At 64.7% G+C, this 14339-nt stretch carries 24 protein-coding genes; all 24 read left to right on the top strand.

Annotation, left to right across the window (positions count from 1 at the left end; translation table 11 throughout):
• Positions 1-80 precede the first annotated feature (80 nt).
• The 24 genes from rpsL (at position 81) to rpmD (ending at position 14290) form a co-directional block, all read left to right on the top strand.
• The gene (gene rpsL / locus LK533_RS01470; protein WP_086129340.1) at positions 81-452 is read left to right on the top strand and encodes a 30S ribosomal protein S12; all 372 of its coding nucleotides are present in this window, start codon (positions 81-83) and stop codon (positions 450-452) included.
• A 111-nt stretch (positions 453-563) separates the two neighbouring features.
• Positions 564-1034: a 30S ribosomal protein S7 gene (gene rpsG / locus LK533_RS01475; protein WP_229360966.1), complete on the top strand. Its 471-nt coding sequence runs from the start codon at positions 564-566 to the stop codon at positions 1032-1034.
• A 96-nt stretch (positions 1035-1130) separates the two neighbouring features.
• Positions 1131-3224, top strand: coding sequence for an elongation factor G (fusA, locus tag LK533_RS01480; protein WP_229360968.1), 2094 nt, complete (start codon positions 1131-1133; stop codon positions 3222-3224).
• A 142-nt stretch (positions 3225-3366) separates the two neighbouring features.
• Entirely contained in the window at positions 3367-4563 is a 1197-nt protein-coding gene (tuf, locus tag LK533_RS01485) for an elongation factor Tu (RefSeq protein ID WP_229360970.1), read from the top strand.
• A 240-nt stretch (positions 4564-4803) separates the two neighbouring features.
• Positions 4804-5112: a 30S ribosomal protein S10 gene (gene rpsJ / locus LK533_RS01490; protein WP_033921125.1), complete on the top strand. Its 309-nt coding sequence runs from the start codon at positions 4804-4806 to the stop codon at positions 5110-5112.
• Between the two features lie 306 nt (positions 5113-5418).
• Complete coding sequence (gene rplC, locus LK533_RS01495) at positions 5419-6168, top strand: 50S ribosomal protein L3 (RefSeq protein ID WP_229360972.1); 750 nt, start codon at positions 5419-5421, stop codon at positions 6166-6168.
• A 2-nt stretch (positions 6169-6170) separates the two neighbouring features.
• The gene (gene rplD, locus LK533_RS01500; RefSeq protein ID WP_229360973.1) at positions 6171-6797 is read left to right on the top strand and encodes a 50S ribosomal protein L4; all 627 of its coding nucleotides are present in this window, start codon (positions 6171-6173) and stop codon (positions 6795-6797) included.
• Complete coding sequence (locus tag LK533_RS01505) at positions 6790-7110, top strand: 50S ribosomal protein L23 (protein ID WP_229360975.1); 321 nt, start codon at positions 6790-6792, stop codon at positions 7108-7110. Before rplD ends, LK533_RS01505 begins: the two co-directional genes overlap by 8 nt.
• Positions 7110-7958, top strand: a complete 849-nt coding sequence (gene rplB / locus LK533_RS01510; protein ID WP_229360977.1) for a 50S ribosomal protein L2 — start codon at positions 7110-7112, stop codon at positions 7956-7958. The genes LK533_RS01505 and rplB overlap by 1 nt, the downstream gene beginning before the upstream one ends.
• A gap of 4 nt (positions 7959-7962) precedes the next feature.
• A complete protein-coding gene (rpsS, locus tag LK533_RS01515; RefSeq protein WP_229360984.1) occupies positions 7963-8241 on the top strand; it encodes a 30S ribosomal protein S19 in 279 nt (92 codons plus the stop codon).
• Positions 8241-8618, top strand: coding sequence for a 50S ribosomal protein L22 (rplV, locus tag LK533_RS01520; RefSeq protein WP_229360998.1), 378 nt, complete (start codon positions 8241-8243; stop codon positions 8616-8618). The genes rpsS and rplV overlap by 1 nt, the downstream gene beginning before the upstream one ends.
• Positions 8618-9328 carry a 30S ribosomal protein S3 gene (gene rpsC / locus LK533_RS01525; protein ID WP_229361001.1) on the top strand — a complete coding sequence of 237 codons (711 nt, stop codon included), beginning with the start codon at positions 8618-8620 and terminating at the stop codon, positions 9326-9328. The genes rplV and rpsC overlap by 1 nt, the downstream gene beginning before the upstream one ends.
• 11 nt (positions 9329-9339) lie before the next feature.
• The gene (gene rplP, locus LK533_RS01530; protein ID WP_229361002.1) at positions 9340-9771 is read left to right on the top strand and encodes a 50S ribosomal protein L16; all 432 of its coding nucleotides are present in this window, start codon (positions 9340-9342) and stop codon (positions 9769-9771) included.
• Between the two features lie 2 nt (positions 9772-9773).
• Positions 9774-9977, top strand: a complete 204-nt coding sequence (rpmC, locus tag LK533_RS01535; RefSeq protein ID WP_125961405.1) for a 50S ribosomal protein L29 — start codon at positions 9774-9776, stop codon at positions 9975-9977.
• Positions 9978-9989: 12 nt separating this feature from the next.
• Positions 9990-10262 carry a 30S ribosomal protein S17 gene (gene rpsQ / locus LK533_RS01540; protein ID WP_125961404.1) on the top strand — a complete coding sequence of 91 codons (273 nt, stop codon included), beginning with the start codon at positions 9990-9992 and terminating at the stop codon, positions 10260-10262.
• 174 nt (positions 10263-10436) lie between these two features.
• Positions 10437-10805, top strand: coding sequence for a 50S ribosomal protein L14 (gene rplN / locus LK533_RS01545; RefSeq protein ID WP_125961403.1), 369 nt, complete (start codon positions 10437-10439; stop codon positions 10803-10805).
• Positions 10805-11119 carry a 50S ribosomal protein L24 gene (gene rplX, locus LK533_RS01550; protein WP_229361003.1) on the top strand — a complete coding sequence of 105 codons (315 nt, stop codon included), beginning with the start codon at positions 10805-10807 and terminating at the stop codon, positions 11117-11119. Before rplN ends, rplX begins: the two co-directional genes overlap by 1 nt.
• Positions 11112-11696: a 50S ribosomal protein L5 gene (gene rplE, locus LK533_RS01555; protein WP_229361004.1), complete on the top strand. Its 585-nt coding sequence runs from the start codon at positions 11112-11114 to the stop codon at positions 11694-11696. The genes rplX and rplE overlap by 8 nt, the downstream gene beginning before the upstream one ends.
• 99 nt (positions 11697-11795) lie before the next feature.
• On the top strand, positions 11796-12101 hold the full coding sequence (gene rpsN, locus LK533_RS01560) for a 30S ribosomal protein S14 (protein ID WP_229361005.1): 306 nt from the start codon (positions 11796-11798) through the stop codon (positions 12099-12101).
• Between the two features lie 11 nt (positions 12102-12112).
• Positions 12113-12508 carry a 30S ribosomal protein S8 gene (rpsH, locus tag LK533_RS01565; RefSeq protein WP_125961399.1) on the top strand — a complete coding sequence of 132 codons (396 nt, stop codon included), beginning with the start codon at positions 12113-12115 and terminating at the stop codon, positions 12506-12508.
• Entirely contained in the window at positions 12508-13041 is a 534-nt protein-coding gene (rplF, locus tag LK533_RS01570) for a 50S ribosomal protein L6 (protein WP_229361006.1), read from the top strand. The genes rpsH and rplF overlap by 1 nt, the downstream gene beginning before the upstream one ends.
• A complete protein-coding gene (rplR, locus tag LK533_RS01575) occupies positions 13041-13400 on the top strand; it encodes a 50S ribosomal protein L18 (RefSeq protein ID WP_125961397.1) in 360 nt (119 codons plus the stop codon). The genes rplF and rplR overlap by 1 nt, the downstream gene beginning before the upstream one ends.
• A gap of 1 nt (position 13401) precedes the next feature.
• Positions 13402-14109: a 30S ribosomal protein S5 gene (rpsE, locus tag LK533_RS01580; RefSeq protein WP_229361007.1), complete on the top strand. Its 708-nt coding sequence runs from the start codon at positions 13402-13404 to the stop codon at positions 14107-14109.
• Positions 14110-14113: 4 nt separating this feature from the next.
• On the top strand, positions 14114-14290 hold the full coding sequence (rpmD, locus tag LK533_RS01585) for a 50S ribosomal protein L30 (RefSeq protein WP_229361008.1): 177 nt from the start codon (positions 14114-14116) through the stop codon (positions 14288-14290).
• The last annotated feature ends 49 nt before the right edge of the window (positions 14291-14339 follow it).

Raw genomic sequence — 14339 nt, forward strand, 5'->3', positions numbered from 1 at the left:
CGGGGCATTGCGCCGCGTGGCCTTTGTGCATTTCCTGTCACGACTCCGGCAAAGTAACCGTTTGAAAGGTGAAGGGCTTCATGCCGACGATCAACCAGCTGGTCCGCAAGGGCCGCGAACTGCAGAAGACCAAGTCCAAGGTCCCTGCGATGGAGCAGAACCCGCAGAAGCGCGGCGTCTGCACCCGTGTGTACACGACGACCCCGAAGAAGCCGAACTCGGCTCTGCGCAAGGTGGCCAAGGTTCGCCTGACCAACCAGCGCGAAGTCATTTCGTACATCCCGGGCGAGGGCCACAACCTGCAGGAGCACTCGGTTGTGCTCATCCGCGGCGGCCGTGTGCGCGATCTTCCGGGTGTGCGCTACCACGTGCTGCGCGGCGTGCTCGATACGCAGGGCGTCAAGGACCGCCGTCAGTCCCGCTCGAAGTACGGCGCCAAGCGTCCGAAGTGATTTCGTCCGCTTCGGCGGATGAAGTCCCCCCGGCCTTAGGGCTGGGGTTCAGGAACCAAAAGTAAGCCCCGGACGGGTTCCGGAACCGGCTGAAGTTTCAAGGAATTATTGATGGCACGTCGTCGTCGTCCCGAAAAGCGGGAAATCCTGCCTGATCCCGTGTACGGGGATGAGGTTCTTTCGAAGTTCATGAATTCGGTGATGCTGGACGGCAAGAAGTCCGTCGCCGAGTCCATCGTCTATGGTGCGTTCGAGACCATCGAAGCGCGCGCCAAGCGTGACCCGATCGGCGTCTTCCACGACGCGCTGGGCAACGTGAAGCCGGGCATCGAGGTCCGCAGCCGCCGCGTCGGCGGTGCGACCTACCAGGTTCCGGTCGAAGTCCGTCCGGAGCGTGCGCAGGCGCTCGCGATCCGCTGGCTGATCGCCTCGGCTCGCAACCGCAGCGAGAACACCATGGCGGCACGCCTGTCGGGTGAGCTGATGGATGCGGCCAACAACCGTGGCAACGCGGTCAAGAAGCGCGAAGACACGCACCGCATGGCGGAAGCGAACCGCGCCTTCTCGCACTACCGCTGGTAACAGCGGACCCGGCGGTCTTCCGCTGGCAACATAACCGACCTATATGATGGGGAGCCGGGCCAACCGGCTCCCCGCATCGCTTGAGGAAGATCGATCATGGCCCGCAGCCATCCGCTCGAGAAGTATCGCAACATCGGCATCATGGCGCACATCGATGCCGGCAAGACGACCACGACCGAGCGCATTCTTTATTACACCGGCAAGTCCTACAAGATCGGCGAAGTGCACGAAGGCACCGCCACCATGGACTGGATGGAGCAGGAGCAGGAGCGCGGCATCACGATCACGTCGGCCGCGACGACCTGCAAGTGGAAGGCTGAAGAGGGCAAGGGCCCCGAGCACCTGATCAACATCATCGACACGCCGGGCCACGTCGACTTCACGATTGAAGTCGAGCGTTCGCTGCGCGTGCTCGACGGTGCGGTTGCGTGCTTCGACGGCGTTGCCGGCGTTGAGCCGCAGTCCGAGACCGTGTGGCGCCAGGCCGACAAGTATGGCGTGCCGCGCATGTGCTTCGTCAACAAGCTCGACCGTACCGGTGCCGACTTCTACTTCTGCGTTCAGTCGATCATCGATCGCCTGGGTGCGAAGCCGGCCGTGCTGTACCTGCCGATCGGCATGGAAGGCGGCTTCAAGGGTCTCGTCGACCTGGTCGAGAACCGCGCGATCATCTGGCTCGAAGAGTCGCTGGGCGCGAAGTTCGAATATCAGCCGATCCCCGACGACATGGTCGAAAAGGCGGCGAAGTATCGCAGCGAGCTGATCGAGCTCGCCGTCGAGCAGGACGACGACGCCATGGAGTCGTACCTCGAGGGCAACGAGCCTGACTCGAAGACGCTCAAGGCGCTGATCCGCAAGGGTACGCTCAACATGGCGTTCGTGCCGGTGGTGTGCGGCTCGGCGTTCAAGAACAAGGGCGTCCAGCCCCTGCTCGACGCCGTGGTCGACTTCCTGCCGAGCCCGCTCGACGTTCCGGCGATCAAGGGCGTGAAGCTCGACGGCGAGACGCCGGACGAGCGCCCGTCCTCGGACGAGGCACCGTTCTCGGCGCTCGCGTTCAAGATCATGAACGATCCGTTCGTCGGCTCGCTCACCTTTGCCCGCATCTATTCGGGCGTCCTCACCAAGGGCGGCTACCTGAACTCGGTGAAGGACAAGAAGGAAAAGATCGGCCGTATGCTCCTGATGCACGCGAACTCGCGTGAAGACATCGAGGAAGCGCGCGCTGGCGACATCGTCGCGATCGCGGGCCTCAAGGAGACCACGACCGGCGATACGCTGTGCGATCCGGCACACCCGATCATCCTCGAGCGGATGGAATTCCCCGAGCCGGTGATCGAGCTGTCGGTGGAGCCGAAGACCAAGGCCGACCAGGAGAAGATGGGCGTCGCCCTGAACCGCCTGGCTGCCGAGGATCCCTCGTTCCGCGTGACGACCGACCATGAATCGGGCCAGACGATCATCAAGGGGATGGGCGAGCTCCACCTCGAGATCCTCGTCGATCGCATGAAGCGCGAGTTCAAGGTCGAGGCCGCCGTCGGCGCGCCGCAGGTCGCCTATCGCGAATACCTCAAGAAGCCGGTCGACATCGACTACACCCACAAGAAGCAGTCGGGCGGCACCGGCCAGTTCGGCCGCGTGAAGGTGAAGCTGGCTCCGGGTGAGCGCGGTTCGGGCATCATCTTCAAGGACGAGATCAAGGGCGGTAATATTCCCAAGGAATATATCCCCGCGATCGAGAAGGGCTTCCGCGAGACGGCTGCCACGGGTTCGCTCGTCGGCTTCCCGATCATCGATTTCGAAATCACGCTGTATGACGGCGCGTACCACGACGTCGACTCGTCGGCGCTGGCGTTCGAAATCACCGCCCGTGCAGCGATGCGCGAAGCGGCGCAGAAGTCGGGCATCACGCTGCTCGAGCCGGTGATGAAGGTCGAGGTCGTGACGCCGGAGGATTACCTCGGCGACGTGATCGGCGACATGAACTCGCGTCGTGGCCAGATCCAGGGCACCGACACGCGCGGCAACGCGCAGGCGGTGACCGCAATGGTGCCGCTGGCGAACATGTTCGGCTACGTGAACTCGCTGCGCTCCTTCACCCAGGGTCGTGCGAGCTACTCGATGCAGTTCTCGCACTATGACGAAGTGCCGCAGAACGTCGCCGACGAGGTGAAGGCCAAGCTGGCCTGAGGCGTTCGGGACCGGGCCTTGGGCCCGGTCCCGGCTGGATGACGGCGTCGCCCGCAGGGGCTGGCGCAACCGGAAATCACCCGCTAAAGGGCCGCGTTCGCGTGGCCCCGGCGGCACCGAATTCGAATCAGAAGGTAGGAACATGGCAAAGGCAAAATTCGAGCGGAACAAGCCGCATCTGAACATCGGCACCATCGGTCACGTCGACCATGGCAAGACCTCGCTGACCGCCGCGATCACGAAGATCCTGGCTGAGAACGTCGCGGGCAACGCGGCGGTTGACTTCGCCAACATCGACAAGGCGCCGGAAGAGCGCGAGCGCGGCATCACCATCTCGACCGCGCACGTCGAGTATGAGACCGATTCGCGCCACTACGCGCACGTCGACTGCCCGGGCCACGCCGACTATGTGAAGAACATGATCACCGGTGCCGCGCAGATGGACGGCGCGATCCTGGTGGTTGCCGCGACCGACGGTCCGATGCCGCAGACCAAGGAGCACATCCTGCTCGCTCGCCAGGTTGGCGTGCCGACCATGGTGGTCTTCCTCAACAAGGTCGACCTGGTCGACGACGAGGAAATCCTTGAGCTGGTCGAAATGGAAATCCGTGAAGAGCTCTCCAAGCGTGAGTTCGACGGCGACAACATTCCGATCATCCGTGGCTCGGCGACCGCAGCCCTCTCGGGTTCGGACGACAAGCTCGGCAAGGACGCGATCCTGGCCCTCATGGCAGCAGTCGACGAGTCGATCCCGCAGCCGGAGCGTCCGCTCGACAAGCCGTTCATGATGCCGATCGAAGACGTGTTCTCGATCTCGGGTCGCGGCACCGTGGTCACCGGCCGCGTCGAGACCGGCGTTGTGAAGGTTGGCGAGGAAGTCGAGATCGTCGGCATCCAGGAGTCGGTCCGCAAGACCGTCGTCACCGGCGTTGAAATGTTCCGCAAGCTGCTCGACCAGGGCCAGGCGGGCGACAACATCGGCGCGCTGATCCGCGGCGTCGGCCGTGAAGAAGTTGAGCGTGGTCAGGTTCTGGCCAAGCCGGGTTCGATCAAGCCGCACACCGACTTCCAGTCGTCGGTCTACGTGCTGTCGAAGGACGAGGGTGGCCGTCACACGCCGTTCTTCGCCAACTACCGCCCGCAGTTCTACTTCCGTACCACGGACGTGACCGGCACGATCGAGCTGCCGGAAGGCACCGAGATGGTCATGCCGGGCGACGAAGTCGCGCTGGGCGTCAAGCTCATCGCGCCGATCGCTATGGACGTTGGTCAGCGCTTCACCATCCGTGAGGGCGGTCGTACCGTCGGCGCGGGCGTGGTCAGCGAAATCAACAAGTAAGCCGCTTCACAAAGCGACTTAAACAGCCGCCCGGCACCCCCAAAAAGGGGTGCCGGGCGGTTGCCTTTTTATAGAGGCCTCTGTAAGGGCGGCCTTCCAGTTTTTTTGAGTTTCGGCTCTTTCTCCGCCATTCCGGTTTCGACCGGGATCTCAACCCGCCGGCGCTGCGCCTGCGGCACGAGCCCTCAGCCTCGGCTGGGGTGACGGCCGGGGTCGTCACCATTTCGCATCGGTAGGGATATGGACAACAACATCCGCATTCGCCTCAAGGCGTTCGACCATCGCGTGCTCGACCAGGCCGCCGGCGACATCGCCGACACCGCCCGTCGTACCGGCGCGCTGATCCGTGGCCCGATTCCGCTGCCCACGCACATCGACAAGTTCACCGTGAACCGCGGCCCGCACATCGACAAGAAGTCGCGCGAGCAGTTCGAGACCCGCACCTACAAGCGTCTCCTCGACATCGTGCAGCCGACCCCGCAGACGGTGGACGCGCTGATGAAGCTCGACCTCGCCGCCGGCGTTGACGTCGAGATCAAGCTGGCGTAATGCGCCGGCACCGCGACGCTTGGTGATTCACCGGGCGTCGCGCTTTCGCTTCCCGCGCTAAGTCGCGGTAGAGGCTGGGAAAGCAGCTACGGGATACCGAACGGCAGGGGATCTTTCGATCAAAGCCGTTGTCCGCGTCCCCGCTATCGAGGGATCAACAGGCGGTTCGTCCGCACTGTCCTTCGATGACCGGCCCTGGCGGGGGCGTTTGTCGTGAGGGCTGGGGCTCCGGAGCGTGAAAGCGGCCGGGGCCTTTTTCGTTGGCAAGCTCGCCGGGATGGCGAGCCTCTGTTGGAGGAGTGGGTCATGCGCACTGGCGTGATCGCTAAGAAAATGGGAATGACCCGGTTGTTCCAGGATGACGGGCGCCACGTGCCCGTGACCGTCCTGGCGCTGGACGGTGTTCAGGTGGTGGCGCAGCGTACCGCCGACCGTGACGGTTATGTCGCGGTGCAGATCGGTGCCGGCACTGCCAAGGCGAAGAACGTCGCCAAGCCGCAGCGCGGCCACTTCGGCAAGGCCGAAGTCGAGCCGAAGCTGGAGCTGTGCGAATTCCGCGTCGCCGACGATGCGCTGCTGGACGTCGGTTCGACGATCTCGGCGGACCATTTCGTCGCCGGCCAGCTCGTCGACGTGTCCGGCAAGACCCAGGGTAAGGGTTTCGCGGGCGCGATGAAGCGCTGGAACTTCGGTGGTCTGCGCGCGACGCACGGCGTGTCGGTTTCGCACCGCTCGCACGGTTCGACCGGTAACCGCCAGGATCCGGGTCGCGTCTTCAAGAACAAGAAGATGGCCGGCCACATGGGCGACCGCAACCGCACGCAGCAGAACCTCGAGATCGTCTCGACGGACGCTGAGCGTGGTCTGATCTTCGTCAAGGGTTCGGTTCCCGGCCACAAGGGCACCTGGCTGATCGTCAAGGACGCGGTGAAGGTCGCGCGCCATGCCGACGCTCCCTATCCCGCCGGCCTGAAGGCCGTCGCCAACAGCAACGAAACCCCGGCCGAGGCGCCCGCACAGGCGGCTCCCGAGGCGACCGAAGGCCAGGAGGGCTGAACGTGAAGGTCAAGGTACAGACCCTCGACGCCGCCGAGAGCGGCGACATCGAGCTGAAGGACGAGGTGTTCGGCGTCGAGCCGCGTGCCGACATCCTGCACCGCGTGGTTACGTGGCAGCTGGAAAAGCGTCGCGGCACCGCCCGTGGCACCCGTGAGCGTGCGGACGTGGCACGCACCGGCAAGAAGCTCGGTCGCCAGAAGGGCGGCGGTGTTGCTCGTCACGGCGATCGCCGCGCTCCGATCTTCGTCGGCGGTGGTAAGGCTCACGGTGCGCGCGTTCGCGACTTCAATCCGTCGCTGAACAAGAAGATCCGCGCTCTGGGCCTGCGCATGGCGCTGTCGAGCCACGCCAAGGCGGGTTCGCTGGTCATCGTCGACGGCCTCACGGTCGAGGACGGCAAGACCAAGGCGCTGACCGGCAACCTGTCGAAGCTGGGCTTCGGCAAGACGGCGCTGGTGATCGACGGCGACGCCGTCGAGACGAGCTTCGCGCTCGCTGCTCGCAACCTGCGGGCCGTGAACGTGCTGCCGGCCGGTGGTGCCAACGTCTACGACATCCTGAAGCATGACACGCTGGTGCTCACCCGCGCCGCTGTCGAAAAGCTGGAGGCGCGCTTCCATGGCTAAGCAGCCGACCAAGGCGGTGGACATCCGCCACTATGACGTGGTGCTCGCGCCCCACATCACCGAAAAGTCGACCCTGGTGTCGGAGCAGAACGCAGTTGTGTTCAAGGTGGCGAAGGACGCCTCCAAGCCCGAGATCAAGGCGGCCGTTGAAGCGCTGTTCGACGTAAAGGTCACCGGCGTGAACACGATCGTCGTCAAGGGCAAGACGAAGCGCTGGAAGGGCGAGCCCTACAAGCGCACCGACATCAAGAAGGCGATCGTCACCCTGGCCGAAGGCCAGTCGATCGACGTAACGCAGGGGACCATGGCGTAATGGCACTCAAGCATTACAACCCGACCTCGCCGGCACGGCGTGGCCTGGTCCTCGTCGACCGTTCGGGTCTGTTCAAGGGGCGCCCGGTAAAGGCGCTGACCGAGGGCAAGACCAAGACCGGCGGCCGCAACAACAAGGGTCACGTGACCTCGCGCGGCATCGCCGGCGGCCACAAGCAGCGCTATCGCATCGTCGATTTCAAGCGCCGCCTGTGGGACGTCGAGGGCACCGTCGAGCGGATCGAGTATGATCCCAACCGCACGGCCTTCATCGCGCTCGTCAACTATGGCGAGACCGAGGGCAAGGCGAACCTCGCCTACATCGTCGCACCCCAGCGTCTGGGCGTCGGCGACAAGGTGATCGCGGGCAAGAAGACCGACGTGAAGCCGGGCAACGCGATGGAGCTGGGCCAGGTGCCCGTCGGCACCATCGTCCACAACGTCGAGATGAAGCCCGGCAAGGGCGGTCAGATCGCACGTTCGGCCGGCACCTATGTGCAGGTCGTGGGCCGCGACAAGGGCATGGTCATCGTTCGCCTGAACTCGGGCGAGCAGCGCTACATCCGTGCGGAGTGCATGGCGACGGTCGGTGCGGTTTCGAACCCGGACAACCAGAACCAGAACCTCGGCAAGGCTGGCCGCACCCGCTGGCTGGGCAAGCGCCCGCTGACCCGCGGTGTTGCCAAGAACCCGGTCGACCACCCGCACGGCGGTGGTGAAGGCCGGACCTCGGGCGGCCGTCACCCGGTCACCCCGTGGGGCAAGCCGACGAAGGGTGCGCGCACTCGTCACAATAAGTCGACCGACAAGATGATCATCCGGTCGCGTCACGCGAAGAAGAAGGGCTGATAGAATGGCTCGTTCTGTTTGGAAGGGCCCGTTCGTCGAACTGAGCCTGCTGAAGAAGGCTGAGGCCGCTCAGGACGCCGGTACGCGCGCTGGTCCGATCAAGACCTGGTCGCGTCGTTCGACGATCCTGCCGCAGTTCGTCGGCCTGACGTTCAACGTGTACAACGGTCGCAAGTTCGTGCCGGTGTCGGTCAACGAGGAAATGGTGGGCATGAAGCTCGGCGAGTTCGCACCCACCCGCTTCTTCCCCGGCCACGCCGCCGACAAGAAGGGTAAGCGCTGATGAGCAAGCAGGCAGCCCCTCGCCGCGTGGGCGAGAAGGAAGCACTGGCCGTCGCCACGCAGGTGCGTGGTTCGGCGCAGAAGCTGAATCTCGTCGCCGGCCTCATCCGCAACCGCACTGCCGGTGAAGCGATGAACATCCTCGCCTTCTCGAAGAAGGCGATGGCCGTGGACGTCCGCAAGTGCCTCGCCTCGGCGATCGCGAACGCGGAGAACAACCACAACCTCGACGTCGACGCGCTCGTCGTGAAGGAGGCTTCGGTTGGCAAGTCGATCACCATGAAGCGGTTCGCTACCCGCGGCCGTGGTAAGTCGACCCGCATCCTGAAGCCGTTCAGCCGCGTGCGCATCGTCGTTGCCGAGGTGGAGGAAGCGTAATGGGTCAGAAGTCGAACCCCATCGGTCTGCGTCTGCAGATCAACCGCACCTGGGACAGCCGCTGGTTCGCGGAAGGCCATGACTATGGTCGTCTGCTGCTGGAGGACCTCAAGATCCGCAAGCACATCGTCGAGACGCTGCCGCAGGCCGCGATCTCGAAGGTGGTGATCGAGCGTCCGGCCAAGCTGTGCCGCGTGTCGATCTATGCGGCCCGTCCGGGCGTGATCATCGGCAAGAAGGGCGCCGACATCGAGAAGCTTCGCAAGAAGCTGGCTTCGATGACGTCGTCGGACGTGTCGCTGAACATCGTCGAGATCCGCAAGCCGGAGATCGATTCCAAGCTGGTGGCACAGGGTGTCGCGGATCAGCTGGAGCGTCGTATCGCATTCCGTCGCGCCATGAAGCGCGCGGTGCAGTCGGCACTTCGCCTGGGCGCCGAGGGCATCCGGATCACCTGCGCCGGCCGTCTGGGCGGCGCGGAGATCGCCCGCACCGAATGGTACCGCGAAGGTCGCGTTCCGCTGCACACGCTGCGCGCGAACGTCGACTATGCAGAGGCCGAGGCGCACACCGCCTATGGCGTCTGCGGCATCAAGGTGTGGATCTTCAAGGGCGAGATCCTGGGTCATGATCCCATGGCGCAGGACCGGCTGATGATGGAGGCCCAGACCTCCGGCGTGCGCCCGGCGCGCGATGACCACCGCCGCTAAGGACTAGGAAAATGCTGCAACCAAAGCGCACCAAATTCCGCAAGGCCTTCAAGGGCCGCATCCATGGCGACGCCAAGGGTGGCACGGCGCTCAACTTCGGCTCCTACGGGCTGAAGGCGATGGAGCCGGAGCGGATCACCGCACGCCAGATCGAGGCGGCTCGCCGCGCGATCACGCGTCACATCAAGCGTCAGGGCCGTCTCTGGATCCGCGTGTTCCCGGATCTTCCGGTTTCGTCGAAGCCTGCCGAAGTCCGCATGGGCTCGGGCAAGGGTTCGCCGGAGTTCTGGGTCGCCCGCGTCAAGCCGGGCCGGATCCTGTTCGAGCTGGACGGCGTTCCCGGTCCGCTCGCGGCCGAGGCATTCGAGCGTGCAGCCATGAAGCTGCCGATCGCGGTCAAGGTTGTTGCCCGTCTGGGCGACACCTCGCACCTGGAGGGTTGAAAATGACCAAGGCAACCGATCTGCGCGCCAAGAGCGACGATCAGCTGACCGAGGAGCTGGGCAACCTGAAGCGCGAGGCATTCAACCTCCGCTTTCAGGCGGCAACCAGCCAGATGGAAAAGCCGAGCCGCGTCAAGGAAGTCCGTCGCGACATCGCGCGGATCAAGACGCTGCAGAGCGAGCGCACGCGCTCGCAGGCCAAGTAAGGGACGACTGACATGCCGAAGCGCGTGCTGACCGGGACGGTCGTCTCGGACAAGACCGACAAGACGGTGGTGGTGAAGGTGGAGCGCAAGGTCAAGCACGCGCTCTACGGCAAGATCATCCGCCGTTCGAAGAAGTACCATGCCCATGACGAGGGCAACGAGTACCGCGAGGGCGAGACCGTGCGCATCGAAGAGACCGCGCCGATTTCCAAGCTCAAGACCTGGAAGGTCGTGGACCGCGTGAACACCCACGCGACCCCGGCCCAGGTGGCGGCGGAGGCCTAACGGCCTCCACCTCCGGCCTCTCGGGGCCGGAAAACGGGAATTGGGGCAGGGGCTTGCGTTCCTCCCCAGGGACGGCTAGTTGGCCGCTCCCCCTGGCGCGGATGCCCGCGCCGGGGGTTCGTTTTTGAAGGCGGGCGCCGGTCGGAATCGGGCCCATAGAGAAGGAAGCGCATCATGATTCAGATGCAGTCCAATCTCGACGTCGCAGACAACAGCGGCGCGAAGCGGGTGCAGTGCATCAAAGTGCTGGGCGGCTCCAAGCGCCGCACGGCAGGTGTGGGCGACGTCATCGTCGTCTCCATCAAGGAGGCCGCACCGCGCGGTCGCGTGAAGAAGGGTGACGTGCATCGCGCCGTCATCGTTCGGACCGCCAAGGACATTCGTCGCACCGATGGTTCGGTCATCCGTTTCGACGGCAACGCCGCGGTGCTGGTCAACAAGAACGAGGAGCCGATCGGCACCCGTATCTTTGGCCCGGTGGTTCGCGAGCTGCGTTCGCGCGGCTTCATGAAGATCATCTCGCTCGCGCCGGAGGTGCTGTAATGGCTGCCGCCAAGATCAAGAAGGGCGACCAGGTCATCGTCCTGTCCGGCAAGGACAAGGGCAAGACCGGTGAAGTCGTCCGCGCCATGCCCAAGGACAGCAAGGTTGTCGTCTCCGGCGTGAACATCGCCGTGCGCCACAAGAAGCCGACCCAGGTCAACCCGCAGGGTGGCCTGGAGCGTTCGGAAGCGCCGCTCCACATCTCGAAGGTCGCGCACGTCGTTGACGGCAAGCCGACCCGCGTCCGCTTTGAAGAGCGCGACGGCAAGAAGGTCCGCGTGGCCGTGAAGACGGGGGATGTCATCAATGGCTGACAAGTACACGCCGCGGATGAAGTCGATCTACGACGACCGCATCGTCAAGGCGATGACGGAGAAGTTCGGCTACAAGAACGCGCTCGAAGTGCCCCGGATCGAGAAGATCGTGCTCAACATGGGCGTGGGCGAGGCGACGCAGGACAAGAAGAAGGTCGACCAAGCGGCTTCCGAAATGGAGCTGATCGCCGGCCAGAAGCCTGTCGTCACCAAGGCGAAGAAGTCGATCGCGCAGTTCAAGCTGCGTGAAGGCATGGCGATCGGCTGCAAGGTCACGCTGCGTCGTGAGCGGATGTACGAGTTCCTCGACCGCTTCATCACGATCGCGCTTCCCCGCGTCCGCGACTTTCGCGGCCTGAACCCGAAGTCCTTTGATGGTCGCGGCAACTATGCCTGCGGCATCAAGGAGCAGATCGTGTTCCCGGAAATCAGCTATGACCGCGTCGACAAGGTGCGCGGCATGGATGTGATCGTCACCACCTCTGCCAAGACCGACGACGAGGCTCGCGAGCTTCTGCGTCTGTTCGGCTTCCCGTTCCCGCTTGCGCAGGACGGCGAGCAGCAGAAGGCGGCCTGACCCCATTGATGGTGCCGCCCCGGCTCGATCGTCGGGGCGGTGCCGCAACAAAAGGCTCCGGCGCGTTGCCGGGGCAGTGACTAGGAAGAGCTTAAGTCCATGGCGAAACTGAGTTCGATCAACAAGAACGAGCGTCGCAAGCAGCTGGTGAAGAAGTACGCCGGCAAGTATGCGAAGCTGAAGGCGCAGGCAGCGGACACGTCGCTGGACGAGACCGAGCGCCTCATCGCGCGCCTGAAGATGGCGGAACTCCCGCGCAACGCCAACCCGACCCGGGTTCGTAATCGCTGCGAGATCACCGGCCGTCCGCGCGCCTATTACCGCAAGTTCCGCCTCGCCCGCGTGATGCTTCGTGATCTTGCCAACCGCGGCATGATCCCCGGCGTCGTCAAGTCGAGCTGGTAAGGACCGTACCGATGGCATTGACCGATCCCCTGGGTGATATGCTCACCCGCATCCGCAACGGCCAGCGCGCGCGCAAGGACTCCGTCCTGTCGCCGGCGTCCAAGCTGCGGACCCGTGTCCTCGACGTGCTTCAGCGCGAGGGTTATATCCGTGGCTACAGCGAAGAGCAGATGGGCCCCGCGGCCGGTGTCCGCATCGAGCTGAAGTATTTCGAGGGCCAGCCGGCGATCAAGCACGTCGCGCGCGTCTCGAAGCCGGGTCGCCGTGTCTATTCGGGCAGCCAGGAGCTGCCGCGGGTTCGCAACGGCCTTGGCATCACGATCGTCTCGACGCCGCGTGGCGTTCTCTCCGACGCAGAAGCGCGCGAGCAGAACGTCGGTGGCGAAGTGCTGGCGGAGGTGTTCTGATGAGCCGCATCGGCAAGAAGGCAGTCCCGGTTCCGGCCGGCGTTTCTGCCAACATCGCCGGCCGTGAGCTGAGCGTGAAGGGTCCCAAGGGCACCCTGACCATGCCGCTCGCGGACGACATCGCGTACGAAGTGACCGACAGCGGCATTTCGGTGCAGCCCGCCAACGAGACCAAGCGCGCCCGTGCCTTCTGGGGCATGCAGCGTACCTTGGTCCAGAACCTGGTGACCGGCGTGACCGAGGGCTTCTCCAAGAAGCTGCTCATCACCGGCGTCGGCTATCGTGCGGCAGCTCAGGGCAAGGTCCTCAAGCTGCAGCTCGGCTATTCGCATGACGTGAACTTCGACATCCCCGAGGGGATCGAAGTGAAGACCCCGGATCAGACCACGGTCGAGATCTCGGGCATCGACAAGCAGAAGGTCGGCCAGGTCGCCGCTGAAATCCGTCGCTGGCGCAAGCCCGAGCCGTACAAGGGCAAGGGCATCAAGTACGACGGCGAGTTCATCTTCCGCAAGGAAGGGAAGAAGAAGTGATGTCTACCAAGGGTATGTCGCTGTTCGAGAAGCGCCGCCGCCGCAACCGTACCGCGCTTCGTGCGCGCTCGGGCGGTCGTCCGCGCCTGTCGATCCACCGTTCGGGCAAGCACATCTATGCCCAGGTCATCGACGACGCCGAGGGCCGGACGGTCGCTTCGGCTTCGACGCTGGAAAAGGACGTGCGTGGCCAGAGCGGCGCGAACGTCGATGCCGCCAAGGCGGTGGGCCAGCGCGTCGCGGAGGCCGCAAAGGCTGCCGGCGTGACGCAGGTGGTGTTCGATCGTGGTGGGTTCCTCTTCCACGGACGCGTCAAGGCGCTGGCGGAAGCCGCGCGCGAGAGCGGATTGGAGTTCTAAGATGGCCGACGAGAACAACCAGGCCGAAACCCCCGCCGTCGAGGCGACGGGTGCAGAGGCAGGCGCGCCCCAGGGCCGTGGTCCGCGTGGCGGCCGTGGTCGCGGCGGCGAGCGTGGTCGTGGCGGCCGGGACGGCAACCGCGGTCGCCGCGACGATCGTCGCGGCAACGAGGATGGTGGCGAGGAGCTGATCGAAAAGCTCGTCCACATCAACCGCGTGTCGAAGACCGTGAAGGGCGGTAAGCGCTTCGGCTTCGCAGCCCTCGTCGTCGTCGGCGACGGCAAGGGCCGCGTGGGCTTTGGGCATGGCAAGGCGCGCGAAGTGCCGGAAGCCATCTCCAAGGCAACCGCTTCGGCAAAGAAGGCGATGCTGCGCGTTCCTCTGAAGGACGGCCGCACGCTGCACCATGACGGCAACGGCCACTTCGGTGCCGGTCGCGTGACGGTGCGTTCGGCGCCTGCCGGTACCGGCATCATCGCGGGTGGCCCGATGCGCGCCATCTTCGAGAGCCTGGGCGTGGCCGACGTCGTGACCAAGTCGGTCGGCACGTCGAACCCGTACAACATGATCCGCGCGACCTTCGAGGCCCTGGGCGACCAGACCAGCCCGAAGTCGGTGGCACAGCGTCGCGGCAAGAAGATTGCCGACCTGCTGGGCCGCGGCGGTTCGCAGACTGCCGAGGCGGATGCCGCGGCGGTGGTGGAGTAAGTCCATGGCTACCGTGAAGATCACGCAGACCGGGTCGCCGATCCGGCGCACCCAGGACCAGCGCGCGACGTTGATCGGCCTGGGCCTCAACAAGATGCACAAGACGGTCGAGCTGACCGACACCCCCGAGGTGCGCGGCATGATCCGCAAGGTGCAGCACATGGTGCAGGTCGAAGGCTAAAGCCTTCCTCTTCACCAGTGACAAACAGGGGGAAGGGGGCTAAGCGGCC

It is taken from the genome of Sphingomonas sp. PL-96 (assembly GCF_020707215.1).
Lineage (GTDB): Bacteria > Pseudomonadota > Alphaproteobacteria > Sphingomonadales > Sphingomonadaceae > Sphingomonas.

What these genes read in the sequence shown, in the direction of transcription:
- rplN (WP_125961403.1), top strand. Translation starts at nt 10,437, where the DNA reads ATGATTCAGATGCAGTCCAATCTCGACGTCGCAGACAACAGCGGCGCG.
- rpsC (WP_229361001.1), top strand. Translation starts at nt 8,618, where the DNA reads ATGGGTCAGAAGTCGAACCCCATCGGTCTGCGTCTGCAGATCAACCGC.
- rpmD (WP_229361008.1), top strand. Translation starts at nt 14,114, where the DNA reads ATGGCTACCGTGAAGATCACGCAGACCGGGTCGCCGATCCGGCGCACC.
- rplX (WP_229361003.1), top strand. Translation starts at nt 10,805, where the DNA reads ATGGCTGCCGCCAAGATCAAGAAGGGCGACCAGGTCATCGTCCTGTCC.
- rplP (WP_229361002.1), top strand. Translation starts at nt 9,340, where the DNA reads ATGCTGCAACCAAAGCGCACCAAATTCCGCAAGGCCTTCAAGGGCCGC.
- rpsS (WP_229360984.1), top strand. Translation starts at nt 7,963, where the DNA reads ATGGCTCGTTCTGTTTGGAAGGGCCCGTTCGTCGAACTGAGCCTGCTG.
- rpmC (WP_125961405.1), top strand. Translation starts at nt 9,774, where the DNA reads ATGACCAAGGCAACCGATCTGCGCGCCAAGAGCGACGATCAGCTGACC.
- rplE (WP_229361004.1), top strand. Translation starts at nt 11,112, where the DNA reads ATGGCTGACAAGTACACGCCGCGGATGAAGTCGATCTACGACGACCGC.
- rpsJ (WP_033921125.1), top strand. Translation starts at nt 4,804, where the DNA reads ATGGACAACAACATCCGCATTCGCCTCAAGGCGTTCGACCATCGCGTG.
- rpsL (WP_086129340.1), top strand. Translation starts at nt 81, where the DNA reads ATGCCGACGATCAACCAGCTGGTCCGCAAGGGCCGCGAACTGCAGAAG.
- rpsQ (WP_125961404.1), top strand. Translation starts at nt 9,990, where the DNA reads ATGCCGAAGCGCGTGCTGACCGGGACGGTCGTCTCGGACAAGACCGAC.
- rpsN (WP_229361005.1), top strand. Translation starts at nt 11,796, where the DNA reads ATGGCGAAACTGAGTTCGATCAACAAGAACGAGCGTCGCAAGCAGCTG.
- rpsE (WP_229361007.1), top strand. Translation starts at nt 13,402, where the DNA reads ATGGCCGACGAGAACAACCAGGCCGAAACCCCCGCCGTCGAGGCGACG.
- rplC (WP_229360972.1), top strand. Translation starts at nt 5,419, where the DNA reads ATGCGCACTGGCGTGATCGCTAAGAAAATGGGAATGACCCGGTTGTTC.
- rpsG (WP_229360966.1), top strand. Translation starts at nt 564, where the DNA reads ATGGCACGTCGTCGTCGTCCCGAAAAGCGGGAAATCCTGCCTGATCCC.
- rpsH (WP_125961399.1), top strand. Translation starts at nt 12,113, where the DNA reads ATGGCATTGACCGATCCCCTGGGTGATATGCTCACCCGCATCCGCAAC.
- fusA (WP_229360968.1), top strand. Translation starts at nt 1,131, where the DNA reads ATGGCCCGCAGCCATCCGCTCGAGAAGTATCGCAACATCGGCATCATG.
- rplB (WP_229360977.1), top strand. Translation starts at nt 7,110, where the DNA reads ATGGCACTCAAGCATTACAACCCGACCTCGCCGGCACGGCGTGGCCTG.
- tuf (WP_229360970.1), top strand. Translation starts at nt 3,367, where the DNA reads ATGGCAAAGGCAAAATTCGAGCGGAACAAGCCGCATCTGAACATCGGC.
- rplR (WP_125961397.1), top strand. Translation starts at nt 13,041, where the DNA reads ATGTCTACCAAGGGTATGTCGCTGTTCGAGAAGCGCCGCCGCCGCAAC.
- LK533_RS01505 (WP_229360975.1), top strand. Translation starts at nt 6,790, where the DNA reads ATGGCTAAGCAGCCGACCAAGGCGGTGGACATCCGCCACTATGACGTG.
- rplV (WP_229360998.1), top strand. Translation starts at nt 8,241, where the DNA reads ATGAGCAAGCAGGCAGCCCCTCGCCGCGTGGGCGAGAAGGAAGCACTG.
- rplF (WP_229361006.1), top strand. Translation starts at nt 12,508, where the DNA reads ATGAGCCGCATCGGCAAGAAGGCAGTCCCGGTTCCGGCCGGCGTTTCT.